This window comes from Novosphingobium sp. Sphag1I (genome assembly GCF_056279125.1).
Map to the genome: position 1 here is coordinate 387,689 of NZ_JBWBQS010000001.1, position 26,332 is coordinate 414,020.

Annotated in this window: 22 protein-coding genes; 16 read left to right on the forward strand and 6 right to left on the reverse strand. The window is 62.9% G+C overall.

Annotated features, from left to right (window positions below; all coding sequences use genetic code 11):
- Positions 1-13 precede the first annotated feature (13 nt).
- From ACZ9HU_RS01740 to hemN, 4 genes are all read left to right on the forward strand, one after another.
- Positions 14-2,149, forward strand: a complete 2,136-nt coding sequence (locus tag ACZ9HU_RS01740; RefSeq protein ID WP_476101586.1) for a heavy metal translocating P-type ATPase — start codon at positions 14-16, stop codon at positions 2,147-2,149.
- Complete coding sequence (gene ccoS, locus ACZ9HU_RS01745; protein WP_476101588.1) at positions 2,146-2,319, forward strand: cbb3-type cytochrome oxidase assembly protein CcoS; 174 nt, start codon at positions 2,146-2,148, stop codon at positions 2,317-2,319. Before ACZ9HU_RS01740 ends, ccoS begins: the two co-directional genes overlap by 4 nt.
- On the forward strand, positions 2,316-2,573 hold the full coding sequence (locus ACZ9HU_RS01750) for a hypothetical protein (protein ID WP_476101590.1): 258 nt from the start codon (positions 2,316-2,318) through the stop codon (positions 2,571-2,573). The genes ccoS and ACZ9HU_RS01750 overlap by 4 nt, the downstream gene beginning before the upstream one ends.
- Before the next feature lie 62 nt (positions 2,574-2,635).
- Positions 2,636-3,949, forward strand: a complete 1,314-nt coding sequence (hemN, locus tag ACZ9HU_RS01755) for an oxygen-independent coproporphyrinogen III oxidase (protein ID WP_476101592.1) — start codon at positions 2,636-2,638, stop codon at positions 3,947-3,949.
- 420 nt (positions 3,950-4,369) lie between these two features.
- On the opposite strand, the gene ACZ9HU_RS01760 is transcribed toward hemN, so the two are convergent.
- Positions 4,370-6,472: a protein-disulfide reductase DsbD family protein gene (locus ACZ9HU_RS01760; protein WP_476101594.1), complete on the reverse strand. Its 2,103-nt coding sequence runs from the start codon at positions 6,470-6,472 to the stop codon at positions 4,370-4,372.
- 131 nt (positions 6,473-6,603) lie between these two features.
- Between ACZ9HU_RS01760 and ACZ9HU_RS01765 the strand changes: the two genes are divergently transcribed.
- Both ACZ9HU_RS01765 and ACZ9HU_RS01770 read left to right on the forward strand, forming a co-directional pair.
- Positions 6,604-8,325, forward strand: coding sequence for an alkaline phosphatase family protein (locus ACZ9HU_RS01765; protein WP_476101596.1), 1,722 nt, complete (start codon positions 6,604-6,606; stop codon positions 8,323-8,325).
- A gap of 25 nt (positions 8,326-8,350) precedes the next feature.
- Positions 8,351-9,604 (forward strand): UbiH/UbiF/VisC/COQ6 family ubiquinone biosynthesis hydroxylase, encoded by a 1,254-nt coding sequence (locus ACZ9HU_RS01770; protein ID WP_476101598.1) that lies wholly within the window; start codon positions 8,351-8,353, stop codon positions 9,602-9,604.
- A 12-nt stretch (positions 9,605-9,616) separates the two neighbouring features.
- On the opposite strand, the gene ACZ9HU_RS01775 is transcribed toward ACZ9HU_RS01770, so the two are convergent.
- From ACZ9HU_RS01775 to hemC, 3 genes are read right to left on the reverse strand one after another with little or no spacing between them, the layout of a single operon-like run.
- Positions 9,617-10,537, reverse strand: a complete 921-nt coding sequence (locus ACZ9HU_RS01775) for a hypothetical protein (protein ID WP_476101600.1) — start codon at positions 10,535-10,537, stop codon at positions 9,617-9,619.
- Complete coding sequence (locus ACZ9HU_RS01780) at positions 10,537-11,280, reverse strand: uroporphyrinogen-III synthase (RefSeq protein ID WP_476101602.1); 744 nt, start codon at positions 11,278-11,280, stop codon at positions 10,537-10,539. The genes ACZ9HU_RS01775 and ACZ9HU_RS01780 overlap by 1 nt, the downstream gene beginning before the upstream one ends.
- Positions 11,277-12,230, reverse strand: coding sequence for a hydroxymethylbilane synthase (gene hemC, locus ACZ9HU_RS01785; protein ID WP_476101604.1), 954 nt, complete (start codon positions 12,228-12,230; stop codon positions 11,277-11,279). The genes ACZ9HU_RS01780 and hemC overlap by 4 nt, the downstream gene beginning before the upstream one ends.
- Positions 12,231-12,332: 102 nt before the next feature.
- On the opposite strand from hemC, the gene tsaD reads away from it, so the two are divergent.
- The 4 genes from tsaD (at position 12,333) to ACZ9HU_RS01805 (ending at position 16,631) form a co-directional block, all read left to right on the forward strand.
- Positions 12,333-13,367: a tRNA (adenosine(37)-N6)-threonylcarbamoyltransferase complex transferase subunit TsaD gene (tsaD, locus tag ACZ9HU_RS01790; protein WP_476101606.1), complete on the forward strand. Its 1,035-nt coding sequence runs from the start codon at positions 12,333-12,335 to the stop codon at positions 13,365-13,367.
- On the forward strand, positions 13,364-14,413 hold the full coding sequence (locus tag ACZ9HU_RS01795) for an NAD(P)H-dependent glycerol-3-phosphate dehydrogenase (protein ID WP_476101608.1): 1,050 nt from the start codon (positions 13,364-13,366) through the stop codon (positions 14,411-14,413). The genes tsaD and ACZ9HU_RS01795 overlap by 4 nt, the downstream gene beginning before the upstream one ends.
- A 68-nt stretch (positions 14,414-14,481) precedes the next feature.
- Positions 14,482-16,002 carry a lipopolysaccharide biosynthesis protein gene (locus tag ACZ9HU_RS01800; protein ID WP_476101785.1) on the forward strand — a complete coding sequence of 507 codons (1,521 nt, stop codon included), beginning with the start codon at positions 14,482-14,484 and terminating at the stop codon, positions 16,000-16,002.
- Positions 16,003-16,043: 41 nt separating this feature from the next.
- Complete coding sequence (locus ACZ9HU_RS01805; RefSeq protein ID WP_476101610.1) at positions 16,044-16,631, forward strand: hypothetical protein; 588 nt, start codon at positions 16,044-16,046, stop codon at positions 16,629-16,631.
- A 254-nt stretch (positions 16,632-16,885) separates the two neighbouring features.
- Here the strand turns inward: ACZ9HU_RS01805 and uvrB are convergent, their stop codons facing one another.
- Entirely contained in the window at positions 16,886-19,072 is a 2,187-nt protein-coding gene (gene uvrB / locus ACZ9HU_RS01810; protein ID WP_476101612.1) for an excinuclease ABC subunit UvrB, read from the reverse strand.
- A gap of 216 nt (positions 19,073-19,288) precedes the next feature.
- Between uvrB and ACZ9HU_RS01815 the strand changes: the two genes are divergently transcribed.
- The 5 genes from ACZ9HU_RS01815 (at position 19,289) to ACZ9HU_RS01835 (ending at position 24,144) form a co-directional block, all read left to right on the forward strand.
- Positions 19,289-20,725: a circularly permuted type 2 ATP-grasp protein gene (locus ACZ9HU_RS01815; RefSeq protein ID WP_476101614.1), complete on the forward strand. Its 1,437-nt coding sequence runs from the start codon at positions 19,289-19,291 to the stop codon at positions 20,723-20,725.
- Positions 20,726-20,735: 10 nt separating this feature from the next.
- Entirely contained in the window at positions 20,736-21,671 is a 936-nt protein-coding gene (locus ACZ9HU_RS01820) for an alpha-E domain-containing protein (protein WP_476101616.1), read from the forward strand.
- 15 nt (positions 21,672-21,686) lie between these two features.
- Positions 21,687-22,505 carry a transglutaminase family protein gene (locus ACZ9HU_RS01825; protein WP_476101618.1) on the forward strand — a complete coding sequence of 273 codons (819 nt, stop codon included), beginning with the start codon at positions 21,687-21,689 and terminating at the stop codon, positions 22,503-22,505.
- Positions 22,506-22,626: 121 nt separating this feature from the next.
- On the forward strand, positions 22,627-23,253 hold the full coding sequence (locus tag ACZ9HU_RS01830; protein WP_476101620.1) for a hypothetical protein: 627 nt from the start codon (positions 22,627-22,629) through the stop codon (positions 23,251-23,253).
- Between the two features lie 147 nt (positions 23,254-23,400).
- On the forward strand, positions 23,401-24,144 hold the full coding sequence (locus tag ACZ9HU_RS01835; RefSeq protein ID WP_476101622.1) for a proteasome-type protease: 744 nt from the start codon (positions 23,401-23,403) through the stop codon (positions 24,142-24,144).
- Positions 24,145-24,182: 38 nt separating this feature from the next.
- Here ACZ9HU_RS01835 and ACZ9HU_RS01840 read toward each other — a convergent pair whose 3' ends face one another.
- Complete coding sequence (locus tag ACZ9HU_RS01840) at positions 24,183-24,887, reverse strand: extensin family protein (RefSeq protein WP_476101624.1); 705 nt, start codon at positions 24,885-24,887, stop codon at positions 24,183-24,185.
- 264 nt (positions 24,888-25,151) lie between these two features.
- Here ACZ9HU_RS01840 and ACZ9HU_RS01845 point away from each other — a divergent pair, with 264 nt between their 5' ends.
- Positions 25,152-26,279, forward strand: coding sequence for a phosphoserine transaminase (locus tag ACZ9HU_RS01845; protein WP_476101626.1), 1,128 nt, complete (start codon positions 25,152-25,154; stop codon positions 26,277-26,279).
- Positions 26,280-26,332: the final 53 nt, after the last annotated feature.

Below are 26,332 nucleotides of genomic sequence, written 5' to 3' on the forward strand. Positions count from 1 at the left end.
AAGGACGCCGATCATGGCCAGCGCCGCCCCCCAGACCCAGACCGAAGCCCGTGAAACCACGACGCTTGTCGTGCCCGGCATGCATTGCGCCAGTTGCATGGGCAAGGTCGAGCGGGCGCTGGGCGCTTTGCCGGGGGTGCAATCGGCGCGGGTCAATCTGACGGCGCGACAGGTCAATGTGGCGCATGACGCGGGGCTGGGCGTGCCCGATCTGGTGGGCGCTCTTTCCGCTATCGGTTTCCCCAGCCAGCCTCGGGTTGAGGAACTGGCGCCGCCGCCGTCCGCGGTCAAGCCCTTGCTGGCCCCGCTGGCGGTGGCCGGTTTTGCCTGCATGAATGTCATGCTGCTCTCGGTCAGCATCTGGTCCGGGGCCGAAGGTTCGACACGGGATCTGTTCCATTTGTTATCTGCCGGAATTGGCATTCCCGCGATCCTTTATGCGGGGCGGGTGTTTTTTGCCTCGGCATGGGGTGCGCTTAAACATGGGCGCACCAATATGGATGTGCCGATTTCGATTGGCGTGATCCTCGCCACGGCGCTCAGCCTGTATGAAACGCTGACCCATGGGCAGGAGGCGTGGTTTGACGGCACGCTGATGCTGTTGCTCTTCCTGCTGGCGGGCCGCGTGCTGGACGCGATGATGCGCGACCGGGCGCGGGCGGGGGTGGATGCCTTGCTGCGTCAGGCGGCGCCCGGCGCGATGGTGGTGGCCAAGGGTGCGGTGGATTGGGTATCTGCACGCGATCTGTTGCCGGGTATGGTGATGCGCGTGGCCTCGGGCGAAAGGCTTGCCGCCGATGGCGAGATCGTTTCGGGCAACAGCCGTTTCGACCGCAGCCTGCTGACCGGGGAAAGCGCGCCTGTGCCTGCTGTGGCGGGTGAGGCGGTCCATGCCGGCATGCTGAATATGGACGCGCCGGTCGATGTGCGCGTGACGGCGGCGGGATCGGACACGACGCTGGCCGAAATCGCGCGCACGATGGAGGCCGCAGGGCAACATCGCAGCGCCTATGTCCGCATCGCCGACCGCGCCAGCCGCCTTTATGCGCCCGCCGTGCATACGCTGGCGGCGCTGACCTTTGTCGGGTGGATGGTGGCCGGGGCGGGTGCCTATGAAAGCCTGAAGATCGCCATTGCGGTGCTGATCATCACCTGCCCCTGCGCGCTGGGTCTGGCCGTGCCGGTGGCGCAGGTGGTGGCCGCAGGCGCGCTGATGCGGCGGGGCATCATGGTCAAGGATGGCAGCGCGATGGAGCGTATGGCCCGCATCGACCGTGCCCTTTTGGACAAGACCGGCACGTTGACGCTGGGCCGCCCGACGCCCGATCCGCAGGCCTTGGCCGCGCTGCCCGCCGACAAGGCGCAGGTTGCCATGGCGCTGGCCAGCCATTCGCGCCATCCGCTCAGCCGTGCCTTGGTCGAAGCATTGGGCCGGATGGGCGTACTGGCCGCCGAATTGACCCAGGTGGAGGAAGTGCCGGGCCATGGCGTGCGCGCCATGTGGCAGGGGCGCCATGTTGCCCTGCGCCGCCCCGATAATGCCGCCGGTGGCATGGCCAGCGTGCTCGACATCGAAGGGCGTCCGCTGCGTCTGATCATGTTTGCCGACCGTTTGCGTCCGGAAACCGATGCGGCGTTGGGTTGGATGCGGGCGATGGGCGTTGAACCCTCGATCCTGTCGGGCGATGCGATGGAGGCGGTGGCCGAGGTCGCCCGCGCCACCCATATGACCGCACAGGGCCATGCCAGCCCCGCCGACAAGCTGGAGGCGATCCAGCGTTTGCAGGGCGCAGGGCATCATGTGCTGATGGCGGGCGATGGGCTGAACGATGGCCCCGCTCTGGCGGCCGCGCATGCCTCGATTGCACCGGGCACGGCCAGCGATGTCGGGCGTCAGGCGGCGGACTTTGTGTTTCTGTCGGATTCGCTGCTGGCCATTCCGCGCGCCATGGCGGTGTCGCGCGCGACGATGCGCGTGGTAAAGCAGAATTTTGTGCTGGCGATCGGATACAATGTGCTGGCAGTGCCGCTGGCCATGGCGGGTATTGTCACGCCCCTGATCGCGGCGGTGGCCATGTCGACCAGCTCGCTGATCGTGATCGGCAATTCTTTGCGTCTTGCCATGCCTGTACGGGAGCCGAAGGCATGACGGGCTTGGCTTTCCTGATCCCGGTGGCGCTGCTGTTGGGGCTGACGGGTTTGGCCGCCTTCTTCTGGTCGCTGCGCAATGGACAGTTCGAGGATCTGGACGGGGCGGCGGCGCGCATTCTGATCGATGATGAGGAATTGCCCGCGGAAAAATTGGTGGATCGGGGATGAAACAGATCACCCTCTTTGCCCTGTTGGCCATGATGCCGGCGGTGTTCAACATCTCGCCCGCCAGCGCGCGCGGGCCGATGGGCAATGCGCCGGGCAATGTGCTGCTGGCGCCGATTTGCACCGGCGATGGCATCTCGCGCAAGGTTTCGGTGCCGCTGGGTCCACAGGATATTCCGGGCAAGGAAGTGCCGGGCTGCTGCGTCAAGGGATGCCATGGCGGAGAGCGCAAGCGCAGCGGGAAAAAGTGCTGCTAAACTTTTTCCACGCTTGATCACGCGCAAAGAATCAGGCCCACGGCGCAGGCATTACGATCCGCATGTGGCCTTATCATCCCGAACTGCTGGAACGGCCTGTGCCGCGTTATACCAGCTATCCGACCGCCGCGGAATTCACGCCCGATATCGGGGCGGATGCGCTGGACGAAGCCCTGCGCGCGACGGTGGGGGATGTGTCGCTTTACATCCACATACCCTATTGCGAGCAGATCTGCTGGTATTGCGGATGCAACACCGGGGCTTCGGGCAAGAGGCAGAGGCTGGCTTCCTATCTGGACGCGCTGACGCGGGAAATCGCGCTGGTCGGGCCGCGTCTGGACGGGCGGATCAAGGTCAAACGCATCGCCTTTGGCGGGGGCAGCCCCAATGCCATCAGCCCGACCGATTTCGTGCGGCTGGTCGATGCGATCACGGTGCATTTCAGCCTGGACAATCCGGTGTGGTCGATTGAACTCGACCCGCGCACGTTGACGCAGGATTGGGGTGATGTGCTGCGCTTTGTCGGCATCACGCGGGCCAGCCTTGGGGTGCAGACATTCGCGCCCACGTTGCAGGCCGCGATTGGGCGCATCCAGCCGGGCGAGATGATCGAACGCGCCACCACGATGTTGCGCGATGCGGGGATCAACTCGCTCAATTACGACCTGATGTACGGCCTGCCGGGTCAGGATTGGAATATGGTCGAACAAAGCCTTGAGCGGGCCTGTGACCTTGGCGCGGACCGGATCGCGCTGTTCGGCTATGCCCATGTGCCGCATATGCTGCCGCGCCAGCGGCGGATCGATGCGCATAACCTGCCCGGACAGGATGCGCGTTTCATGATGGCCGCGCGCGGGCATGATTATCTGGTCAACGCCGGGTATCAGCCGGTGGGCTTCGACCATTTCGCTCTGCCCGGAGATGCTATTGCGCAGGCGACGGTGGCCGGGCGCCTCCATCGCAATTTTCAGGGCTTTACCGAGGATACTGCGCCGGTGCTGGTGGGCCTTGGCGCGTCGGCCATATCGTGTTTCCCCGACCGAATTATTCAAAACGAGAAGAATGCAGGCCGCTATCGCATGCTCCTTTCGCAAGATCGCCTGACGGGTGTGGGGGGGATTTACCGCAGCGCCGACGACCAAAAGCGCGGCGCGATTATCGAGGCGCTGTTGTGCCAAGGCGTGGCCGACATTGGCGGCGAATTGGCCATGATGTTGCGCGGGGGGCTTGCCCCCTTCATCGAGCGCGGGTTGGCGCAACTCGATTCCGGGCGGTTGGAAATCCTGCCCGGTGGGTTGCCCTATGCGCGCACGATTGCCGCGCTGTTCGATCCCTATCGCGTGGATTCGGCCAAGAAGTTTTCTTCTGCGGTTTGAATACTTGGGGGATTTTAAGATGCCTCCGGGGGGCAAAGGGAATCGTCCCTTTGCAATCCCGATAATGGCCTTGTGTCATTCGACAGTGTGATTGAAGTTTAAAGGCTGCGGTGCGGAGAGGTCATCCTTAGCCGCGCCGCAGGCTTTAAAACCATTGCGCAACAAGCAACCTCGCCATCTATCCGCCACCCCAAAATGGGATTGCCAAGGGACGAGTCCCTTGGCCCGCCGGAGGCGCCCCTACCTGAACTCCAAACAAAAAAATGGGCGGTGTCCATAATGGATACCGCCCAGAGGTGGGGAGAAAGTTCAAGTCCGCAGGATTTGCAATAAACTCCGCCGGTCTTGAACTCTGATTAGCGCAATGCGCCGCGCCCCACCTTGATCATGGTCAAACTGCTTTGGTCAAACTGCCCAGTCTTATGATTTTCCGCCATTTGCCAGACTGGCCAGCGTTTCCGGGCCAAGGACCTGGGGCAACTGGCTGGGTTGTTTGGCGCCCTTGGCGTACCAGGCGTAGAGCGGGACACCCGCCGCGCCATGCGCGGTCAGGTATCGCGTGATGGCCGGATCGCGGCGGGTCCAGTCGCCCTTGAACACTTTGACGCCAGCCTTGGCAAAGGCGTCGCGGGTTTCGGGGCGTTCGATGGCGACGCGTTCATTGACCTTGCAGGTCAGGCACCAGTCGGCGGTGAAATAGACGAAGACGGGTTGGCCGCTGCCCAGCGCCGCGCCAAGGGCCGCTTCGCTAAACGCCTGCGCGCCCAGCATGTCGGCGCCTTCATCGCCGGGGTGCTGGATGGTGCGCGGCATGATGATGGCGGCGGCAATCGCGCCCAGCGCGATCATGCCCAGCGCCTTGCCGCCACGACCCAGTCCCTTACGCTGGCCATCGCCCAGCATGTAGAGCACCGCCAGCAGGACAATCGCCAGCACAAGGCAGAAGCCCGCAAAGCCATTGCCGCCAAGCCGCGAGGCCAACCACAACAGGCCCAGCGCCGTCAGGCCCATCGGCACCGCCATCGCGCGGCGGAACCAGTTCATCCACGCGCCCGGACGCGGCAAGGCGCGACGCAGCGCCGGCACAAAGGCAATCGCAAGAAACGGCAACGCAATGCCAAGGCCCAGCGACACAAACAGCAGCATCGCCGCCGGAATGGGCAGCAGCAGCGCCGCGCCCATCGCGCTGGCCATGAACGGCCCGGTGCAAGGTGTGGCGACAAATGCCGCCAAAAGCCCCGTGGCAAAGGCCGAGCGTGCCGAATTGCCCTTTGACATGCCCGCGCCGCCGGTGGCGAAACCGGGCACGGTGAATTCAAACAGACCCAGCAGATTGGCCGTGATCGCGACGGCCAGCATCAGCAAGGCTGCCACCACGCCCGGTTCCTGAAGCTGGAATGCCCAGCCCACCTGCTGCCCCGCTGCGCGCAGGAACAGCAGCAGCGCGCCAAGGATGGTGCAGGCCACAATCACGCCTGCGGAATAGAAGATGCCTTCGGCGCGGGCCTCGGCCTCGGATTCGCCCGCGCGGGCCAGCGACAGCGCCTTGAGCGAGAGGATCGGGAACACGCAGGGCATGATGTTGAGCAGCAGCCCGCCCGCCAGCGCCGCCAGAATAAGCCATGGCAGGGCGGGCAATTCGGGCGCTTTTTCATCACTCGTGGCGATGGGGTCGCCATCGGCGGGGACGACGCCTTCGCTGGCCACCACTTCAACCCCGTCGCCCGCGCCGTTCAGGCGCAATACGCCCGACAATTCCTTCAACGCGCCTTGTCCTGCGCGCTTGATCGTGACGATCAACATGTCGCCCTTGCGCGAAAAGCTTTGCGGTGCCGCATAGGCCACGGCATTTTCGGTCGCGGCAAAGAAATGCGGGTTTTCCACCTTGCCGCTGGCCGGAAAGGGGATGGCGATGCGCAGATTGTCGCTCGCCAAGGCCCAATGCGCCGCCGCGCCCAGCGGAGCGGGCAATTTCGCGCGCCATGCATCAAAGCGCGGATCGGATGCGCCCTCGCCGCCGGGCTGTGTCACCTTGATGACGGCGCCCATTTCGCCCGATTCGGGCACGCACATCGTATCGGTACAGGCCAGCCAGTCGGCCTTGAGCTTCAATGGAATCTCGCTGCCCGCCTTGGCATCGGCCGGAACCGTATAGGGCACCAGCAGCGCAAAGTCGGATTGATAGACATGGTTCATCAGCCCGGAAATCAACAATGTTTCTGGCACCGGATAGCGTGGCGTGCCCGCCTTTCCGGGGCCGGTCCATGTCAAAACCGTGCCAAGTCCCGCATCGCCGGGGTTCTGCCAATAGCCGTGATAGGTCTTTTCGGGCGTGAAATGGATCGCCAGCGTGACCGTCCCGCCCGGCGCAACCCCATGTTCGGCCAGCAATTGCGCCGAAATATGGTTCACCCCCGGCGCATCGGACGCCCGCGCATGACCGGCGACGCCCAAAATCATCAGGAATATCAGCAGACCTTGCCATAAAGGCGCAACATGGCGGTGCAAGGCTGGGGCAATCATCAATCGTCTTCTCCGTCGGGGGCAGGACACGCTGGCTTGTGGCAAAGGCATGTCTCGCACTTGCGAAACTTTTTCCTACGCGCCATCACTCATCCCTGCCGCCGATCCAAACATTTTGCAAGGAAAGCCCCGTGGCCCGATCCATTGCCATTTCTTATAAGACCTGTCTTGCCGCGCTGGCGCTCTCGCTGGGGGCTGCGCCCGCCATGGCCAAGGAGGCGCCCGCTGCCGCTGCCGCCGATGCGGCTTTGCCCGCGCCCAAGTTGATCGTGGCCATTTCGATTGACCAGTTCAGCGCCGACCTGTTTGCCGAATATCGCGAACATTATACCGGCGGTCTTGCCCGTTTGCTGAAAGGCGCGGTGTTCCCCGCCGGGTTCCAGAGCCATGCCGCCACCGAAACATGTCCGGGCCATTCCACGCTGATGACGGGCGTGCATCCGGCGCGCACCGGCATCATTGCGAACACCTGGGTCGATCTGTCGGCGGGCCGCGCGGAAAAGAAGATTTATTGTGTCGAGGATGAGAGCAAGCCGGAAAGCTCGACTTCCAAGCCTTTCGTTTCTTCGGTGCATCTCAAGGTGCCGACGCTGGGCGAATGGGCCAAGAAACAGTGGCCCAACAGCCGCAATGTCGCCGTGTCCACCAAGGATCGCGCCGTGGTGATGATGGGCGGGCATCAGATCGACGCGGCTTTTTGGTATGATCGCGGCGCTTATACCAGCTTTGTCGGCGCGGCTTTGCCGCCCGAAGTGTTAAAGCTCAACGACGGCCTCAAGGCTTTGCTGGCCAAGGGCGCGCCCGCGATGGCGGTGCCGACATGGTGCAATGCGCGCGACCGTGCGGTACAGGCCGGGACGGTGACGGTGGGCACCGGCCGCTTCGTGCTGGACCCCAAGAGCAAGGTAAAGCCCGCTGACCAATTGCGCGTTTCGCCGCGTGCGGATGCGGCCACGCTGGATCTGGCGGCATCGCTGCTGGCCTCGATGAAACTGGGCAAGGGCACGGCGCCCGATATCCTCTCGGTCAGCCTGTCGGCCAATGACTATGTCGGCCACGCCTATGGCACTGAGGGTCTGGAAATGTGCATCCAGCAGCATGAGCTGGACCAAAAGCTGGGCGCTTTCTTTGCCAAGCTGGACGCGTCGGGCGTGGATTATGCGGTGGTGCTGTCGGCCGACCATGGCGGCATCGACCTGCCCGAACGTCTGCGTGAACAGGGTGTGCCCGAGGCCGGTCGTGGTGATATTGCCCTGAACGGTGAAACGCTGGGTCGCGCCATCGCCGCCGAACTGGGGATCACAAAGCCGCTGCCCTCGTGCAATCCCGGCCCCGACGTGCCGGGCAATGTGGTGTGCAGCGACGGCGTTGGCGGTGATTATTGGATCAGCCCGCAATTGACCCCGGAAGAGCGCGCCAAGGTCAGCGAAAAGCTGGTGGCCAAATTGAAGGCCCATCCCCAGGTTGAGGCGGTCTATACCGCCGATGAAATCGCCGCGACTCCCTATCCCCATGGCCATCCGCAGGACTGGAGCCTGATCCAGCGTATGCGCGCCTCGTTTGACCCCACCCGTTCGGGTCAGGTCTATGCCGCGTTGCATCGCGCGATCATCGCCATGCCCAAGGCCGGCCCCGGCTATGTCACCACCCATGGCAGCATCTGGGACTATGACCGCCGCGTGCCGATGATTTTCTGGCGCAAGGGGATGAAGGGCATGGAGCAGCCCCAGCCGGTCGAAACGGTGGATATTGCCCCCACGCTGGCCGCGCTGATTGGGCTCAAAGTGCCCGAAGGAACGTTTGACGGGCGTTGCCTTGATGTTGACGGTGGCCCTGCGGACACTTGCCGCTAAGGCATAACAGGCGTAGCGGGATGGCATGAACAACCATCCCGACTCCGCATCCGTTTTGCCGTCCAAAGATCTGGTTATTCTGGGGGGCGGTCTTGTCGGCATGACGCTGGCATTGGCCGCCGCCAAGCAGGGGATCACGTCCCATGTGGTCGAACGTGAAGACCCCGCCGACCTGACCGCCGAAGGCGTCGATGGTCGCGCCTCGGCGATCAGCGCGGCCAGCTGGAACCTGTTCACCAATATCGGCCTTGCCGATGCGCTGGCGCCGCTGGGTTGCCCGATTGACGCGATTGCCGTCACCGATCAGCACAAACCGGGCCGCATCGATTTCCGCCCCAAGGCCACCGAGGGCACGCTGGGCCGGATGTATTCCAATCGCGACATCCGCCTTGCCCTGTTCGAGGCGGCGCGGAATGAACCCAATATTTCGTGGCACACACGCGCCGATGTGGTTTCGCGTGAGCGTGGCCCTCATGGCGTGTCGGCCACCTTGTCGGATGGGCGCGTGTTGCCGGGCAACCTGCTGATCGGGGCCGAAGGACGTCGCAGTCCGACCCGCGAAGAGGATGGGATCGGCCTTGTTGCGTGGGATTACCACCACACCGCCATCGTCACCGCGCTGGCCCATGACAAGCCGCATGATAATGTTGCGTGGGAAATCTTCTATTCCGCGGGGCCTTTTGCGCTGTTGCCTTTGCTCGATCTGAAGGAACCGACCGCATCGGGCCGCGTCCATCGCAGCGCTTTGGTCTGGACCGTGCCGACCAAGGATGCGGCCGGGGTCAAGGCCCTGTCCGACGCGACCTTTGTGGCTGAAATCGAAAAGCGGATGCAGGGCATGTTCGGCGGGATCGAACTGATTTCGCGCCGTCTGGCCTATCCGCTGACGTTCCAGAATGCGACGCGCATTGTCGGCGACCGTCTGGCGCTGGTGGGTGATGCGGCGCATGGCATGCACCCGATTGCCGGACAAGGGCTGAACCTTGGCCTGCGCGATGTGGGGGCGCTGGTCGAGGTGCTGGCCGAAAGCATGCGCCTTGGGCTGGAGCCCGGTGATGCGCAGGTGTTGAAGCGCTATGAAAACTGGCGCGCGCTGGACAATTTCACGACGATGAGCGTGATGGACGGCATCGTCCGCCTGTTCGGCGTGCCGGGCAAAACGGCCAGCGCGGTCCGCCGCCTTGGCATGGGCGCGGTCCAGCGCATGCCCAGCATCAAGACCTTTTTCATGAACGAGGCGCGCGGCCTTTCGGGCCAGTTGCCCAGTTTGCTGCGTTAAAGCTTTGCTGCGTTAAGGGGCCTTGGCCGCAGGCGGTGTGGTCTGCTGTGTCGCTGGCGGCGCAGGTTCTGCCGCTTGCGATGCCTCGGCCTTCGGCGGAACCTGTGCCGGGCCCGCCAGCGGGCTGGCCTGTTCGATCAACCGCCCCTGACCATCGCGCAGCCCCTTGGGTTCGAGCAGGGCCGATGTGTCCAGCGCATCGAGCGCATGCATCGCGGCGGCATAACGCTGTGCATCATTGATCCAGCCTTGCGCCGCCTTGGCGCCGGGCAACAGACGCACGTCGGCAATCGCATCCTCGATCCGCCCTTCGCGCAGGCAAAGGCGCGCATGGTCAAGCCGCAATTTGGGATCGGGCGCGGCGGGGCGTGTTTCACTGTGCAAAATGAACAGGCCCGACAGGTCGCGGCGCACCTTGGACCAAGTACTTTGCGTTTCATCCGGCCCGGTCAATTGCGGAGCCAGAACGTCAAGCTGCGCCGAGAGGCGATCCTGCGTGATGGGCGCGCGGCCAAAGGCGATCACCGAATTGACCACCTGCGGCAAAGCCTCGCCAAAGCGGGTGCGCAATTGCCCCTCCAGATAGCCCAGCGGGGTTCCGCGTTCGATGGCCCGGCGCGTGGCGATGGACACCAGCAGCGCTTCGGCCCGGCCCGCCTGACCACCGGCCAGCGCGGCCTGCGTTTCAATCGCGCCCAATTTCCTGTCGAGTTCGGCGATCCGCGCATTGATCTGCGCTTCGCCCATGGGGCTGAGCGTGGGGCCATTGGCGGACATCATCGGCATCGCGCCATGGCGCAGCCAGCCCAATTGCCAGCTGGCAAAACCGGCAACGCCCGCGCCCAGCGCAAAGACCGTCGCAAAAGCGAAGATCGGTCCGACGCAGCCCGACCGGCGCGGCGCGCGGGGCTGATTGGGAAATTCTTCGTTCATTATTCGGCCAGACCCCCATCCAAACCGCAACCCAGACGATTGCTAGTTTTGCACGTTTGCGCGGCCAAAGCCAGCATGGCCGCGTCGCCGGGTGTCTTTGCGGTGTGAATACTATGCCAACCATCCGCATTGTGACAGATTTCGGTGACGCGCGGACCGATGGTGATGGCGGTGATCCGGGCGCGGGAAAGACCCAATCTCGCGCACTCCTGTATGAAATGTCGGGCCGCCGCGCCCGAATGCAGCAGCACGATAAACCGGGGCAAAGCCGCAACATAAAGCAGGCGCGCCAATTCCACCGGCATGGGGCCGGGCACGCTGGCATAGGTCACGCGGTCTTCAACCGTCACACCGGGCGGCGGCGAGAGGTCCACCCGTTCCTCACCCGACAGGCGCAACAGGCGGTTATGTTCCGGCGCGATCCGGCCCATCACATCCTCAAGCCCGCCTGTCCCCATCGCGGCCAACGTAAACCCATGTTCAACGGCCAGCGCCGCGGTGGTTTCCCCGACGCAATAGGCAGGCTTGCCTGTATACAGCGCCAGATCCGGGCCACCATGGCGCATGACATTGGCGCTGCCCAGCAGCAGCGCGTCAAAAGTATCGGGCGCGGGGGCGTCCCACGTCCTTGGCTGGGTTTCAAACAGGGGGAAGGCATAAGCATCCAGCCCCAAGGCCAGCGCCGCTTTCAACGTGGCGCCGGCCCCCGGTTCGGGGCGCAGGATGACAATGGGGGGATTCATAGGGAGGAGGGCGCTCCGGAAAAATGCATGGCGACGCTATCAGGCGCCTGTGACAAGAGTTGTGCCGCCAAACCGGCGATGGGTTCATGGTCGAGCGGGGCAAAAGCGGTTTGTCCATCGACGCGATCCGCGCCATCGGGGCTGAAGAGCGTTGCTATCAATTGCCAGCTGCCGTTTTCCTGAACGGTGCGCACGGCAATGGCCGAATGGCAATTGCCGCCCAGCGAATAGAGCAAGGCGCGTTCGGCCAGAACGGCGATCCGGCTGTCCTCATCATTGATCGCGCCCAGCAAGGCGCGGGTGGCGGCATCATCACTGCGGCATTCGATGGCAATCGCCCCTTGTCCCGGCGCGGGCAGCCAATCTTCCGCCTCCAGCGGGGTGCCGGCACCGGCCTGATCCAGCCGGTTCAAACCCGCCATGGCCAGCAGCGTGGCATCAGCCTCTCCGGCGGCCAGTTTGCCAAGGCGCGTGGCGACATTGCCGCGAAATGGCACGATGTTCAGATCGGGGCGCAGGTTGAGCGCCTGCGCCGCACGGCGCGGCGCGCTGGTGCCCAGTCTTGCCCCTTGGGGCAGGGCCATGATGCTGTCTGCCCCGACAAGGCAATCGCGCACATCTTCTCGCGGCAGGATGGCGGCAATGGTCAGCCATTCGGGGCGGATCGTTTCCACATCCTTCAGGCTGTGGACCGCAAAGTCGATCACCCCTTCGTGCAACCAGAAATCCAGCTCCTTGGTCCACAAGGCTTTTCCGCCAATATCGGCCAGCGGGCGGTCGAGGATCTTGTCGCCGCTGGCCGTGACGGGGACGATTTCGACCATGTCTTCGCCCCAGCCATGGGCGGCGCAAAGCCGGACGCGGGCCTCATGCGCCTGCGCCATGGCAAGAGGGGAGGCACGGGTGCCAAGGCGCAAAGTGCGAATATCGGTTTCGTGTGATTCAGGCATGGTGGGTTGTGCTAAACTGCAATCTCGTTAAGGGGAAGCGCAGAACGCGCGAAACTGTCAGGCGCGAACGGCGTAGTTGCATGAGGACGGGTGGCCAAGCCCTTGAAAATTATTTTGGGTATCGAATCATCCTGTGATGAAACCGCGGTGGCGCTTGTCACCGACGGCCGGGAGATTCTGGCCCAGCGTATCGCCAGTCAGGATGAAGAGCATCGCCCCTATGGCGGCGTGGTGCCCGAAATCGCGGCGCGTGCGCATGCCGAAAGGCTGGCTCCGATGGTCGAGGCGACGCTGGCCGATGCCGGTTTGGGCCTGAACGATGTTGATGCGATTGCGGCGACGGCGGGGCCGGGGCTGATCGGCGGGGTGATGGTCGGTCTGGTCACGGCCAAGGCGTTGGCCATGGCTTCGGGCAAACCTTTGCTGGCGATCAACCACCTTGAAGGGCACGCGCTTTCGCCGCGTCTGGCCGATGCTGACCTTGCCTATCCCTATCTGCTTTTGCTGGTCAGCGGGGGGCATTGCCAATTGCTGCGGGTCAATGGCGTGGGCGATTACACCCGCCTTGCCACCACGATCGACGATGCTCTGGGCGAGGCTTTTGACAAGACTGCCAAGGTTCTGGGGCTTGGCTATCCGGGCGGTCCGGCGGTGGAAAGGCTGGCGCTGGAGGGTAATCCTCGCGCCGTGCCCTTGCCGCGTCCGCTGGTGGGCGGGCCAGAGCCGCATTTCTCGTTCGCGGGTCTGAAAAGCGCGGTTTTGCGCGCCTATGAAACCGGGCAATATTCCAAAGCCGATCTGGCCGCCAGTTTCCAGCAGGCCGCGCTCGATTGCGTGGTGGACCGCACGCGCCGCGCGATGGCGGCGGCGGGCGATGTGACGGCGCTGGTCGTGGCGGGCGGCGTGGCGGCCAATAAATCCGTGCGCGCCGCGCTCGAAGGTTTGGCGGCGGGGGCGGGGCTGCGTTTTGTCGCGCCGCCGATGAAGCTTTGTACCGACAATGCCGCGATGATCGCTTGGGCGGGCGTGGAACGTTTCGCCCGCGGAGAGCAAGACGCTCTCGATTTCGCCGCAAGGCCGCGCTGGCCGCTGGACCCTGATGCAGCGCCCGCGCGCGGGGCCGGGGTGAAGGCGTGAGCGAGGGGAAGACCAAAGGCGTCGGTGTCATCGGCGCCGGGGCCTGGGGCACGGCCCTTGCGCAAATGGTGGCCAGCGATGGTACGCCCGTGACGCTGTGGGCGCGTGAAGGCGCCTTGGTCGATGAAATCAACCAGCGCCGCACCAATGCCACCTATTTGCCCGGCGTGACCATCGCGCCTGCGGTTCGTGCGACACGCGACATGGGCGAACTGGCGGGTTTGGAAACCATTCTGGTGGTTTGTCCGGCGCAATTCATGGGCGCGGTCCTCTCGGCCCTGCCCGATGCGCCGCGCGATCTGGTGCTGTGTTCCAAGGGTATCGAGGCGGGCACCGGCCGGTTGATGGCCGATGTCGCCAAGGTGGTCCAGCCTTCGGCCCGCATCGCCGTCCTGTCCGGCCCGACCTTTGCCCGCGAAGTGGCCCTTGGCCTGCCCACCGCGATCACGCTGGCCTGTTCGGGCGGCGAGGAACAGTGGCAGCGCCTGTCGCCAGTCATCGCCCGTGCAGCTTTCCGTCCGTATTATTCGCCCGATGTGGTGGGCGCCGAAATCGGCGGGGCGGTGAAGAACGTGTTGGCGATTGCTTGCGGTGTGGTCGAAGGTCTGGGGCTGGGCGAGAATGCGCGCGCGGCGCTGATCGCGCGCGGCTATGCCGAAATGCTGCGCTTTGGCGTGGCGCGCGGCGCGCGGGCCGAAACGCTGTCGGGCCTGTGTGGGCTTGGCGATCTTATTTTGACTTGCGCCAGCACGGCCAGTCGCAACTATTCTCTTGGCAAGGCATTGGGCCAGGGACAGAGCGCCGATGAGGCGCTTTGGGGGAAAACCAGTGTTGCGGAGGGCGCGCATACAGCCCCGGTTCTGGCGGATTTGGCCCACAAGGCCGGGATCGCCATGCCGATCGTCGATGCCGTGTGCCGGTTGCTTTGTGGGGAAGCGCCAGCAGGAGCGGTCGTGTCCGATTTGCTGGCAAGGCCGTTAAAGGCCGAACTGGGCGATCGATCCGAGCCGGGGGATGAAGCCCCGATGCACGGGAGCTTGGCTTGAATCAACCTACTGCCCTTCCCCTGACCGATGCGGCGCCCCATGATGCCGCATCGCAATCCGGCGCCACCGTGGATGACGTGGTCAACCGCGATCTGAACACGCTGGCCAAAGGTGGGCGGACCAATTTCTTTGGTTTCCTGCTGCGTCTGGCCGCGCGTTTGCCGTTTTTGTTCATTGCGGGCCGTCTGTATGGCGCTGATGCGCTGGGGCGGTTTGCCTCGGCGTTGGTGGTGATCGAACTGGCGTCGCAGCTATGCACGCTGGGGCAAAAGCGCGGGATTGCCCAACGATTGTCGGATGATGACCGCGATGCGGCCCATGTCATTGCCGATGGCGTGGTGCTGACGCTGCTGATCGCATTGCCGGTCACGCTGGGCCTCTATCTTTTCCCATGGCCTATGTTCCCCTCGGGCGAGTTTTCCGAATGGGATCGCTGGCTGGTACTGGCCATTGCGCCGGTTGCCTTGACCGATATCGCGCTGGCGGCGCTGGCCTATCGGTTTGATGTGGGGGCGACGGTGCGGGCGCGTTCGGTGGTGGAACCATGGACGTTGTCGATTGCGGCCGGTGTGTTCTGGGCGGCGGGCAAATGGGCCGGGGTGGGCAATTGGTGGAACCAGTTGGGCGCCAGCGGGCTGACCTTGTCCTATGTCGTTTCGGTCTTTGCCGCGATGCTGTCGGCGGCCATTCCGCTGTTCCGGTCCTATGGCATGCCGCTGGACTGGGTGCCGCATCCGTTGCGGATCGGGCGGCTTGCTCTCAACACCATGCCATTGGCGGTGGCCGATGCGGTGGAGTGGGGCACGCGGCGCATCGATATTGCGATCCTTGGCATGTTTGCCTCGCCGACATCGGTGGGCGTCTATTACGTCGCGCAACAGGTGGCCAGCCTGCCGCAAAAGCTGAAAACCAGTTTTGAGCCGATCCTTGGCCCGGTCATCACCCGCAATCTGAAGGAGGGCAATCTGGAAGCGATTGCCCGTCAGGTGTGTCAGGTGGGGTTCTGGATCACGGCGGCGCAGGCGGGGATTGCGCTGGCGCTGGGTATTCCGGGCGACGGGGTGCTGGGGCTGGTCGGGCCGCAATTTACCGGCGGGATGCTGGCGCTGGCATTCCTGTTGGGCGCCGAGGTTTGTGCGGCACCAGCTGTCGTGAGCGAGGCGGCGCTGATCTATATCGCGCCCTTGCGCAACCTGTGGCTGTCGCTGGCCACAATCGGGTTGCAGGCGATCTTTACGCTGGCGGGGATGTTGATTTCGGGCGGGTTCTATTTCGACGAAATGGATCAGGCGGCCTCGGCGGCCGGGGCGCTGATGGTCACGCTCTCGATTGCCAGTCTGGTCAAATCGCGGCTGTTGCAAAGGCATCTGGGTTACCGGGTTGAAACACTGCGCTGGTCGCTGTTTGCAGCCGCCGTTGCGGCGGGCGCGCTGGGCTGGGCGGTGGTACGCTTTTTGCCGGAATGGGCGCAAATTGCTCTGGGCATTCCGGCGATTCTGGGGCTTTATTGCCTGGTCATCTGGCGGTTCGGCTTTGGTCCGGCAGACCGCCTGCTGTTCCGGAAACAAGGCGGCGAGGCCGCCGCATAATCGCCCGCCGGGTGATGGATTGAGCTTGTGAGGCTGAGTTGATGGTTGAGTTGTTCCAGACCTATTCCCTCCAGATCGCCGGTGCGCTGGTCCTGCTGGCGCTGCTGGCGGGCCTGTTGCTGCGTGGCCGTGGCAAGGTGCGTGAGCGCCACCGCGCGCCCGACGCGTTGGATGAAGGTGTCGGGCCGGCACAGCGCAATTCGGCGCTGATCAACGCGCCCAGTGCGGCCTCTGCGGTATCCTTGGGCAAGGAAGCCCCGGTGGCCGATGCTGCGGTCAAGGTCGAGCCTGTGGCCGCCGCGCCGGTCGCGGTTGCGGTTGAAGCCGAGGCGGAGCCCGATGCTTTTGGTGAACTGGCCGAAGCCGTCGCCGCGCAGGAAGCCGCCACGCAGACCGACGATCTGACCCGCATCAAGGGGCTTGGCCCCAAGCTGAAAGCGCGTCTTGCCGAGCTGGGCGTGGTCAGCTTTGCCCAGATCGCGGCATGGACCGAGGCCGATATTGTGGCGATTGACGCACAGTTGGGTACGTTTGCCGGCCGTTCGACCCGCGATCAATGGGTGGCGCAGGCGCAGTTCCTGGCCGCTGGTGATGTGGCCGGGTATGAGGCTAAGTTTGGGAAGTTGTAAGGGGGTCAGATGCCTCCGGCGGGTTAAGGGCGGGGGCCCTTAACAATCCCGGTAATGGGTGGTGTTTGGATGGCGGCGTTGCGGTTGGGGCAATATTTATAGCCTGCGGCGCGGCGAAGTAGCGCTGACTGGCGCCGCAGGCTTTTAATTTCGTACATCGCCCCGACACCCAAGGCCGCCCTTTGGCGCAACGAAGACATTAATGGGATTGCAAAGGGCCCCCGCCCTTTGCCCGCCGGAGGCATTCTAAACCCTCACTTCCCCCACTTCTTCTGCTGCTTCCCAAACCGGGTTTTCCTCGTCCCAGGCTTGCCCTCATTGGACCGCCCCACGATCGGCGCCTTCCGATCACCCTCGGGCAACCCCAGCTCGGTCGCCTCCAAACGCCGGATTTCGTCGCGCAACCGGCCTGCTTCTTCGAATTCGAGGTCGGCGGCGGCGGCGCGCATGCGCTTTTCGAGGTCTTCGATATAGGCGCGCAGGTTGTGGCCGACGAGGTTGTTGATGCCGTCGTCTTCAAGCTCGACCACCACGCCATCGCGCGATGCGGCATCGGCGACGATGTCGTGGATGTTGCGCTTGATCGATTGGGGCGTGATGCCGTGCGCTTCGTTATAGGCTTGCTGCTTGGCGCGGCGGCGGTCGGTTTCGGCGATGGCGCGTTCCATCGATCCGGTCATGCGATCGGCATACAATATCACGCGGCCATCGACGTTGCGCGCCGCGCGCCCGATGGTTTGCACCAGCGAGGTTTCGCTGCGCAGGAAGCCTTCCTTGTCCGCGTCGAGGATGCACACCAGCCCGCATTCGGGAATGTCGAGCCCTTCGCGCAGCAGGTTGATGCCGATGAGGACGTCGTACACCCCCAGCCGCAAGTCGCGGATCAGTTCGATACGTTCGAGCGTTTCCACGTCGCTGTGCATATAGCGGACGCGCACACCCGCCTCGTGCATGAATTCGGTCAAGTCCTCGGCCATGCGCTTGGTCAGGGTCGTGACCAGCGTACGATAGCCGTTGGCGGCGGTCTTGCGGCATTCCTCGATGCAATCCTGCACCTGATCCTCGACCGGGCGGATTTCGACCGGCGGGTCGATAAGGCCGGTGGGGCGGATCACCTGTTCGGCAAAGGCGCCGCCCGATTGCTCCATCTCCCACGAACCCGGCGTGGCCGAAACCGCCACCGTTTGCGGGCGCATCGCGTCCCATTCGTTGAAACGCAGCGGGCGGTTGTCGATGCAGGACGGCAGACGGAAGCCATATTCGGCCAGCGTAATCTTGCGGCGATGGTCGCCGCGCGCCATCGCGCTGATCTGGGGCACGGTCTGGTGGCTTTCATCCACGAACAGCAGCGCATTGTCGGGCAGATATTCGAACAGTGTCGGCGGCGGTTCTCCCGGCAGGCGGCCCGAGAGAAAGCGCGAGTAATTCTCGACGCCCGCGCAGGAGCCGGTCGCAGCGATCATCTCAAGGTCGAAATTGGTGCGCTGTTCCAGCCTTTGCGCTTCCAGTAATTTGCCTTCCGCGTTCAGTTCCTCCAGCCGCACCTGAAGCTCGAAGCGGATCGCCTCCATCGCCTGTTTCATCGTCGGGCCGGGGGTGACGTGGTGGCTGTTGGCGTAAACGCGGATCTTGTCCAGTTTCGCCCCCGCCTTGCCGGTCAGGGGGTCGAACTCGCTGATCGCCTCGACTTCATCGCCGAAAAAGCTGATGCGCCATGCGATGTCTTCATAGTGGCTGGGAAAGATTTCCAGATTGTCGCCGCGCACCCGGAACGCGCCGCGGGCAAAGGCCACCTCGTTGCGCTTGTATTGCATGGCGACCAGCTTGCGGATGATCTCGCCCTGATCCTGCGATTCCCCGACCGTCAGGTCAAAGATCATCGCCGAATAGGTTTCCACCGACCCGATGCCGTAAAGGCAAGACACCGAGGCGACGATGATCACATCCTCACGTTCGAGCAGCGCGCGCGTGGCCGAGTGACGCATCCGGTCGATGGCCTCGTTAACGCTCGATTCCTTTTCGATATAGGTGTCCGAGCGCGGCACATAGGCTTCGGGTTGATAGTAATCGTAATAAGAGACGAAATATTCCACCGCGTTTTCGGGGAAAAAGCTCTTCATCTCGCCATACAATTGCGCGGCAAGGATCTTGTTGGGCGCCAGAATCAGCGCGGGGCGCTGGGTGGCCTGAATGACCTGGGCCATCGTAAAGGTCTTGCCCGAACCGGTGACGCCCAGAAGGACCTGGGTTTTGTCGCCGCTTTCAATGCCTTGAACCAATTCGGCGATGGCCGTGGGCTGGTCGCCGCTGGGCGTATAATCGCTGATGATGCGCAGCGGCGGGCTGCCTTCGACCTTGGGCGGACGGGCAGGGCGGTGGGGGACAAAGGTGCCGTCGGTAACAGGCTCGTCAAGGCCCCGGCGGATGATCAGTTCAGCCATGAATCATCTATGGGCGTTCGCGATGCGTTCTGCAAGGGCGGGCGCGCGGTCCAGCTGCGTCGCGGACTTTAAGTCCAATTTTCTATTTGTCCACATAGGCGCATTTTTTCTCTCGCATACGCAGCAAGGCGCTTGGCAAGGGCGATTCTTTGTTGCAGCTTGACCATCAAGGACCGGCGTTAGGTGTTTTTGCCGGAATGATTTGAGGGGTGTTTTATGCCATCCACCACGGTCTCGTCCTATGACGAGATGCTCGATGCCGACGGGAATGTGCGTCCCGCCTATGCCGGCTATCGCGAGTGGTACGAAGCGCAAAGCCCGAAATGGCTGCAAAAGCAGGGCAAGAATGCGGAGGATGTGTTTCGGCGCACCGGTATTACTTTCAACGTCTATGGCGAAGATGCAGGACAAGAGCGCCTGATCCCGTTTGACATGATACCCCGTATTATTACGGCGGATGAATGGAAGAAATTGTCGCGCGGTATTGATCAGCGCGTGCGTGCCCTCAACGCCTTCCTCCACGACCTTTATCACAAGCGCGAGATCGTCAAGGCGGGCAAATTCCCCGAACGCCTGTTGGCCCAGAACGAGGCTTTCCTGCCCGAAATGGTCGGGTTCATGCCGCCGGGCGGGGTTTACACCCATATTGTGGGCATCGACCTTGTGCGCACGGGGCCTGATGAATTCATGGTGCTTGAAGACAATGCGCGCACCCCCTCGGGCGTCTCCTATATGCTGGAGAACCGCGAGACGATGATGGCGATGTTCCCGGACCTGTTCACCAAGGTTGCGGTGCAGCCGGTGTCGGATTATCCGCGCGCTCTGGCCCGCTCGCTGGCCGCCTGCGCCCCGCCTGCGGCCAAGGGCAGCGACCGGCCGGTTCTGGCGGTGTTGACGCCGGGGATCTATAATTCGGCCTATTACGAACACGCCTTCCTTGCCGATCAAATGGGCGCCGAATTGGTCGAGGCCAGCGATTTGCGCGTGGTCGATGGTCGGGTCTGCATGCGCACCACGCGCGGATGGAAGGCGATCGATGTGCTTTATCGCCGGGTGGATGACAATTTCCTCGATCCGCTGACCTATAATCCTGATTCCATGTTGGGCGTGGCGGGGATCATGGATGTCTATCGCGCGGGCGGCATTACCATTGCCAATGCGCCGGGTACGGGCATCGCCGATGACAAAGCGATCTATTCCTTCATGCCCGAAATCGTCGAATTCTATACCGGCGAAAAACCCATCCTGAAAAACGTGCCGACATGGCGGTGCAGCGAGGCGGACGCGCTGGCCTATGTCCTCGATCACCTGTCCGAACTGGTGGTCAAGGAGGTGCATGGCAGCGGCGGCTATGGAATGTTGATCGGCCCGACCAGCAGCAAGGCGGAAATCGCCGCCTTTGAGAAAAAGCTGCGCGCCAAGCCGGATAATTACATCGCCCAGCCGACGCTTTCGCTCTCGACCGTGCCGATCTTTACCAAGGCGGGGCTGGCGCCGCGCCATGTGGACTTGCGGCCCTTTGTGCTGGTTTCGCCCCAGGGCATCAATATCACGCCGGGCGGACTTACCCGCGTGGCGCTAAAAAAAGGCTCGCTGGTGGTCAATTCGTCGCAGGGCGGGGGCACCAAGGACAGCTGGGTTCTGGCGGAATAAGGAATAGGTTATGTTGGGACGTTCCGCCTGGGGCATTTTCTGGATGGCGCGCTATTTGGAACGCGCCGAAAACACCGCGCGCTTGCTGGACGCGGGTTTTCGCATGGCATTGACGCGTGGCAACACGGTGGCCAGCGATGAATGGCGCAGCGTATTGGTCACGCTGGGGCTGGATGAGGCCTATACCGGCGAGATGTCGGGACCGGCGATCACCAACTGGTTGCTGCGCGGGGCGGGCAATGCGGGCAGCGTGTTGTCCATGATGGAGGCTGCGCGCACCAATGCGCGCATGGTGCGCACCGCCATCACCCGCGAGGTCTGGGAAGTGACCAATGAAAGCTGGATGCAATTGCAATCCATGCTGGCCAAGCCGGTCAAGGAGGCCGACCTTGGCCATGTGCTGGACGTCATCCGTCGTCAGGCCACCAGCGTGCGCGGCGCGATGGAGGGCACGATGCTGCGCAATGATATTTTCAACTTTGCCCGCATCGGCACCCATCTGGAACGGGCGGATAATACGGCGCGCATTCTGGACGTGAAATACCATGTGCTTCTGCCCTCGGCGGCATGGGTGGGGTCGCGGCTGGACAATGCGCAATGGGAAATGGTGCTGCGCAGCGTCGCGGGCGAGCGGGCGTTCCGCTGGCTCAATGCCGGGGCGCTGGATCCGAAAGGGATTGCCCAGTTCCTGATCCTTGATGGCCGTTTCCCGCGCAGCTTGACGTATTGCCTGCGAAAGCTGACAAGCAATATGGAATGGCTGTGCCGCGATTATCATCAGGAAACGGCGGCCTATCGGATGCAGAAAGAAGCATGCGAGAAGCTGAGCAAGACCTCGATCACTGATATATTCGAACACGGCCTGCATGAATTCATTACCGAATTCCTTGCCACCAACCGTCTGGTGGCCGAAGCCATCGCCTCTGATTATCGTTTCACCGAATAGGTCCGGAGCCCGTCCATGCGTATCTCTATTCAGCACCAGACGCATTACCGCTTTGACCAGCCGGTGTGGCATGGGGTGCAACGCCTGCGCCTGACCCCGCGTGATTGCGCGATGCAGACGGTTTTGGGCTGGCAATTGTCGGTCGATGGCGGGGCGATTGAATGTTCGTATGAAGATCACAACCGCAATATGGTGTCTCTGATCTCGCTGGGCACGGGCAATGGCGAGATTACGATCACCGGACAGGGTATGATCGAAACCTATGACAAGGCGGGCGTGGTGGGCGCCCATACCGGCTTTATGCCGCTGTGGCTGCTGGCCAATCCGACCGAATTGACGAAGCCGGGGCCAAAGATCCGCGCCATGGCGGACAAATTTGCCCATGATGGCAACAACACGATCGCCGCCTTGCATGATGTGATGGCTGCGGTGAATAAGGCGGTGGTCTATGAGGTGGGCCATACCGGCGCCCACACCACGGCCGAGGCGGCGCTGGCCGCGGGCAAGGGCGTGTGTCAGGACCATGCGCAAGTGTTCATGGCGGTGGCCCGGCTGATGGGCCTGCCCGCACGTTACGTGTCGGGCTATCTGGTGATCGAGGGCAAGGTGGAGCAGGACGCCGGCCATGGCTGGGCCGAGGTGCATGTGCCGGGGCTGGGCTGGGTCGGGTTTGATGCGGCCAATGACCGCTGCCCGGATGATTCCTATGTGCGCCTTGCCGTGGGCGCCGATTACCGCGATGCAGCACCTGTCACCAGCATGGCGCAGGGCGGCGGCGCGGCGGTCCTGTCGGTGGCGGTTCAAGTGGCCCAGCAGCAGGTGGTGGAGCAGTAGGCAGCACCTGTCCGTTCACATTTGATTTGTCATACATTCGACCTAATAAGGCGCGATGTATAGATTTTTGTCCTTTATATTCTTTGTCATGCTTGCGCCGCGCTGTGAAGCTGCACGCCCCTTGGTCACAGACGACGCCCGCCTGACGACAGCGCGCAGTTGCCAGCTTGAAAGCTGGACGAGACTCTATGCCGATCATCGCGAGGTATGGGCTTTGCCTGCCTGCAACCTGACCGGCAATCTTGAAATTACCGCCGGGTTCGGCCACCAATTCGGCGCAGAAGGCGCGGCATCGAGCGATGTGGTCCTTCAGGCCAAGACCTTGCTGCATCCGATGACACAAGGCGGCTGGGGGGTCGGGCTGGCGGCTGGTCTGATCCATCACCCCAGCGTCAATCCAGGCCCCAATGGTCTTGGTAGTCTCTATGCATATGTGCCTGTATCGGTTGCGCTTGCGGGTGACATGGTGACTTTGCACGGCAATCTGGGGTGGGTGAAGGCGCGCGATGATGACCATGCTCTGAGTTGGGGGTTGGGCAGCGAGACGCGGCTGTCGCGGCGCATGACGTTTGTCGCCGAAGGTTTTGGGGATCCCCGGCATAGTCCTTATTGGCAGGGGGGATTGCGCTACTTCCTTGTGATGGACCGGGTTCAGATCGACGCAACCGTAGGGCAACAGTTTGGAAAGGGAGAAGGAACGAGGTGGTTTTCGGTGGGGCTGCGGCTTACGCCGGGGCGGATGTTCTGAATTTATGCTTTGTCCGCCATCCGGTCACACACGGGGTGGTGGCGAAACTTTCCTTGACGACAACCTGCATTATTGTGCAACCGCAATATTAAGGATTCGTGCGGGTTTTGCGATATGCGCCGCCTTGGGCGGCACAAGGGGAATAACGTGACTTATTGCGTTGGTATGATGCTGGATGCGGGCCTGGTGTTGATGAGCGACACCCGCACCAATTCGGGCGTCGACAACATCTCGACCTTCCGCAAGCTCTTTCATTGGGAAGTGCCGGGGGAGCGGGTTGTTGCACTGATGACCAGCGGAAATCTTGCGACAACTCAGGCGGTTGTCTCCAAGATTGAGGAGCGTTTCAAGCTGCCCAGCGAACGCCATAATTGCGTGCTGGAGGCCGCCACCATGTTCCAGATGGCGGGCATCGTGGGCAAGACGCTGCGCGAGACGATTTCCGAACGCGACGCCGATGTCGGCCCGCAGGCGGCCGGTCAATTTGGCGCAACCCTGATTCTTGCCGGTCAGATCGAGGGGCAGGAGCCGCGCCTGTTCATGATCTATCCCGAAGGCAATTTCATCGAGGCGACGCTCGACACGCCGTTTTTCCAGATTGGCGAAACGAAATATGGCCGCCCGATCATCCTGCGCGGTTATGATCGCAAAATGGCGTTCGAGGATGCGGTCAAGCTGTTGATGGTCAGCTTTGATTCCACGCTCAAGGCCAATCTGTCGGTGGGCATGCCGCTCGACCTGCTGGTCATCGGGCGCGATGATTTGTCGATCATGCACGAACGCCGTATTCACGCCACCGACCCATGGTATCGCGTGATCTCGGCCAGCTGGAGCGACAGCCTGAAGGCGGCGCTCGATGGATTGCCCGACTTTCCGTTTCACGCCGGATAGGGTCGGGAATCAAGCCAATCAGGCGATGAGCGGTCGGATCAATGACAGATCCCATTGTTCATCAGATCGACATGCAGATGATTGCGATGGGCGGCGTTGAAATCCGGGCCCAGCGTCGTGCCAAAGCGGCGACAGGCCGATTGGTGGATGGTGCGCAGGAATTCGCGCTCTGCCGGATCATCCGAATTCCATCCGTTCAGCACCGTGACGCGCCGCCCATTGGCCAGGACAAAGGCGGCCACATCGATCGCATTGCCAGTGGCATGGGCGCTGCGCTTTTCGGTGCCCGCGACATTGCGACAGCTATAGCTGCCCATGGTTTCAATGCGCACCAGCGGGCTGCCCAGAATGGCGCGGGCGGCGCGGTCCACGCCGAAACGCGCCCATCCGGCAAAGGAATTGGCCAGGGGACAGGTGACCGGGCCAAGGTTCGAAATGTTGAAAGATTGATTGTCGCCCGACAGGCTGGCCAGACGCACCGCGTTGAAAGTGGAACATCCCGCGCCGTAATATTGATCGGGCAGGGGGGTGAAGCCCGCCGCCTTGGCGCCAAGGTCGGACAGGCATTGACCATCGGCGACGCGCGGCGGTTGAAAACCGGTGGAATGTTGCAGCGATGTGCGGCGGGGCGCATCGGGAATGGCGCCACCGCAGGCCGATAGCGCCATGCTGGCGCCGATCATCGCCCATCCGGCCAAGGGGCGCAGCCTTTGCAATATGCCGGTTACAGCGCTGTTTTCCATGCGATCTGATTAACCTTCTGGCCGCGAATAATCCGTGAGATTACGTGGTTAATGGAGGTTTACCGTTTGAATGGATGGCGAAAATCCCCACCGCGCAGGAAAATGCCGCATTTTGCGCAAAATGGCGCGGGATTCTTCATCCCAAGGAACGATTTTCCCCACCTGTTGCAAAAAGTCTGCTTGACTCAAGGACGACGATCTTTAGAGCGGCCGGCGGGCCACGCGGTCCCAACGCCGCGCGTGCTCTCTGTAAGGAGAGACTACATGACTATCCAAGTTCCGGCTAAGAAGCCGGCTCGCCCCTTTTTCTCGTCGGGGCCTTGCGCCAAGCCGCCCGTCTATGATCTTGCCAAGCTCGCGACCGAGTCGCTGGGCCGTTCGCACCGCGCGAAGATCGGCAAGACGCGTTTGGCCTATTGCATCGATCTGATGCGCGAAATTCTCCAGCTCCCTGAAACGCACCGCATCGGCATCGTGCCCGGTTCGGACACGGGCGCTTTCGAAATGGCGATGTGGACCATGCTGGGCGCCAAGCCCGTCACCACGCTTGCATGGGAATCGTTCGGTGAGGGTTGGGTCACCGACGTTGCCAAGCAGCTCAAGCTGGACCCCACGATCATCCGCGCCGACTATGGTCAGGTCCCTGATCTCAGCACGATCGACTGGACCAATGACGTTCTGTTCACCTGGAACGGCACCACCAGCGGCGCGCGCGTTCCCAACGCCGATTTCATCCCCGCCGACCGCGAGGGTCTGAGCTTTGCCGACGCCACCAGCGCGGTGTTTGCTTACGACATCGACTGGTCGAAGATCGACGTCGCCACTTTCTCGTGGCAGAAGGTTCTGGGCGGTGAAGGCGGTCATGGCGTGCTGATCCTCGGCCCCCGCGCCGTTGAACGCCTCGAAACCTACACCCCGGCATGGCCGCTCCCCAAGGTGTTCCGCCTTGTGTCGAAGGGCAAGCTGGCCGAAGGCGTGTTTAAGGGCGAAACCATCAACACCCCCTCGATGCTGGCCGTTGAAGACGCGATCTTCGCGCTGGAATGGGCCAAGGGTCTGGGTGGTCTTGAAGGTCTCAAGGCGCGCAGCGACGCCAATGCCGCCGCGCTGAACAAGATCGTCGAAGAGCGTTCGTGGCTCTCGCATCTGGCCGCCGATGAAGCGACCCGTTCGAAGACCTCGGTTTGCCTGAGCGTTGAAGGCGCCGACGCTGACTTCATCAAGAAGTTTGCCGCTGTGCTTGAAGAGGCGGACGCCGCTTATGACATCGCGGGCTATCGCGATGCTCCGGCTGGTCTGCGCATCTGGTGCGGCGCGACGGTCAATGTCGAGGATATCGAAGACCTCGGCCCGTGGCTGGATTACGCCTACGAAACCGTCAAGGCCGGCTAAGCCAAGCCTGAATTTTTCGCGGGGGCGCGCCCAAGCCGTCCCCCGCGTATTTC

Excerpts from the sequence above, each read along its gene's own strand:
- ACZ9HU_RS01805 (WP_476101610.1), top strand. The coding sequence starts at position 16,044 with ATGGTTGAGTTGTTCCAGACCTATTCCCTCCAGATCGCCGGTGCGCTG.
- ACZ9HU_RS01845 (WP_476101626.1), top strand. The coding sequence starts at position 25,152 with ATGACTATCCAAGTTCCGGCTAAGAAGCCGGCTCGCCCCTTTTTCTCG.
- uvrB (WP_476101612.1), bottom strand. The coding sequence starts at position 19,072 with ATGGCTGAACTGATCATCCGCCGGGGCCTTGACGAGCCTGTTACCGAC.
- hemC (WP_476101604.1), bottom strand. The coding sequence starts at position 12,230 with ATGCCTGAATCACACGAAACCGATATTCGCACTTTGCGCCTTGGCACC.
- ACZ9HU_RS01820 (WP_476101616.1), top strand. The coding sequence starts at position 20,736 with ATGTTGGGACGTTCCGCCTGGGGCATTTTCTGGATGGCGCGCTATTTG.
- ACZ9HU_RS01815 (WP_476101614.1), top strand. The coding sequence starts at position 19,289 with ATGCCATCCACCACGGTCTCGTCCTATGACGAGATGCTCGATGCCGAC.
- ACZ9HU_RS01840 (WP_476101624.1), bottom strand. The coding sequence starts at position 24,887 with ATGGAAAACAGCGCTGTAACCGGCATATTGCAAAGGCTGCGCCCCTTG.
- ACZ9HU_RS01780 (WP_476101602.1), bottom strand. The coding sequence starts at position 11,280 with ATGAATCCCCCCATTGTCATCCTGCGCCCCGAACCGGGGGCCGGCGCC.
- ACZ9HU_RS01775 (WP_476101600.1), bottom strand. The coding sequence starts at position 10,537 with ATGAACGAAGAATTTCCCAATCAGCCCCGCGCGCCGCGCCGGTCGGGC.
- ACZ9HU_RS01760 (WP_476101594.1), bottom strand. The coding sequence starts at position 6,472 with ATGATTGCCCCAGCCTTGCACCGCCATGTTGCGCCTTTATGGCAAGGT.
- ACZ9HU_RS01825 (WP_476101618.1), top strand. The coding sequence starts at position 21,687 with ATGCGTATCTCTATTCAGCACCAGACGCATTACCGCTTTGACCAGCCG.
- ACZ9HU_RS01770 (WP_476101598.1), top strand. The coding sequence starts at position 8,351 with ATGAACAACCATCCCGACTCCGCATCCGTTTTGCCGTCCAAAGATCTG.
- ACZ9HU_RS01750 (WP_476101590.1), top strand. The coding sequence starts at position 2,316 with ATGAAACAGATCACCCTCTTTGCCCTGTTGGCCATGATGCCGGCGGTG.
- hemN (WP_476101592.1), top strand. The coding sequence starts at position 2,636 with ATGTGGCCTTATCATCCCGAACTGCTGGAACGGCCTGTGCCGCGTTAT.
- ccoS (WP_476101588.1), top strand. The coding sequence starts at position 2,146 with ATGACGGGCTTGGCTTTCCTGATCCCGGTGGCGCTGCTGTTGGGGCTG.
- ACZ9HU_RS01740 (WP_476101586.1), top strand. The coding sequence starts at position 14 with ATGGCCAGCGCCGCCCCCCAGACCCAGACCGAAGCCCGTGAAACCACG.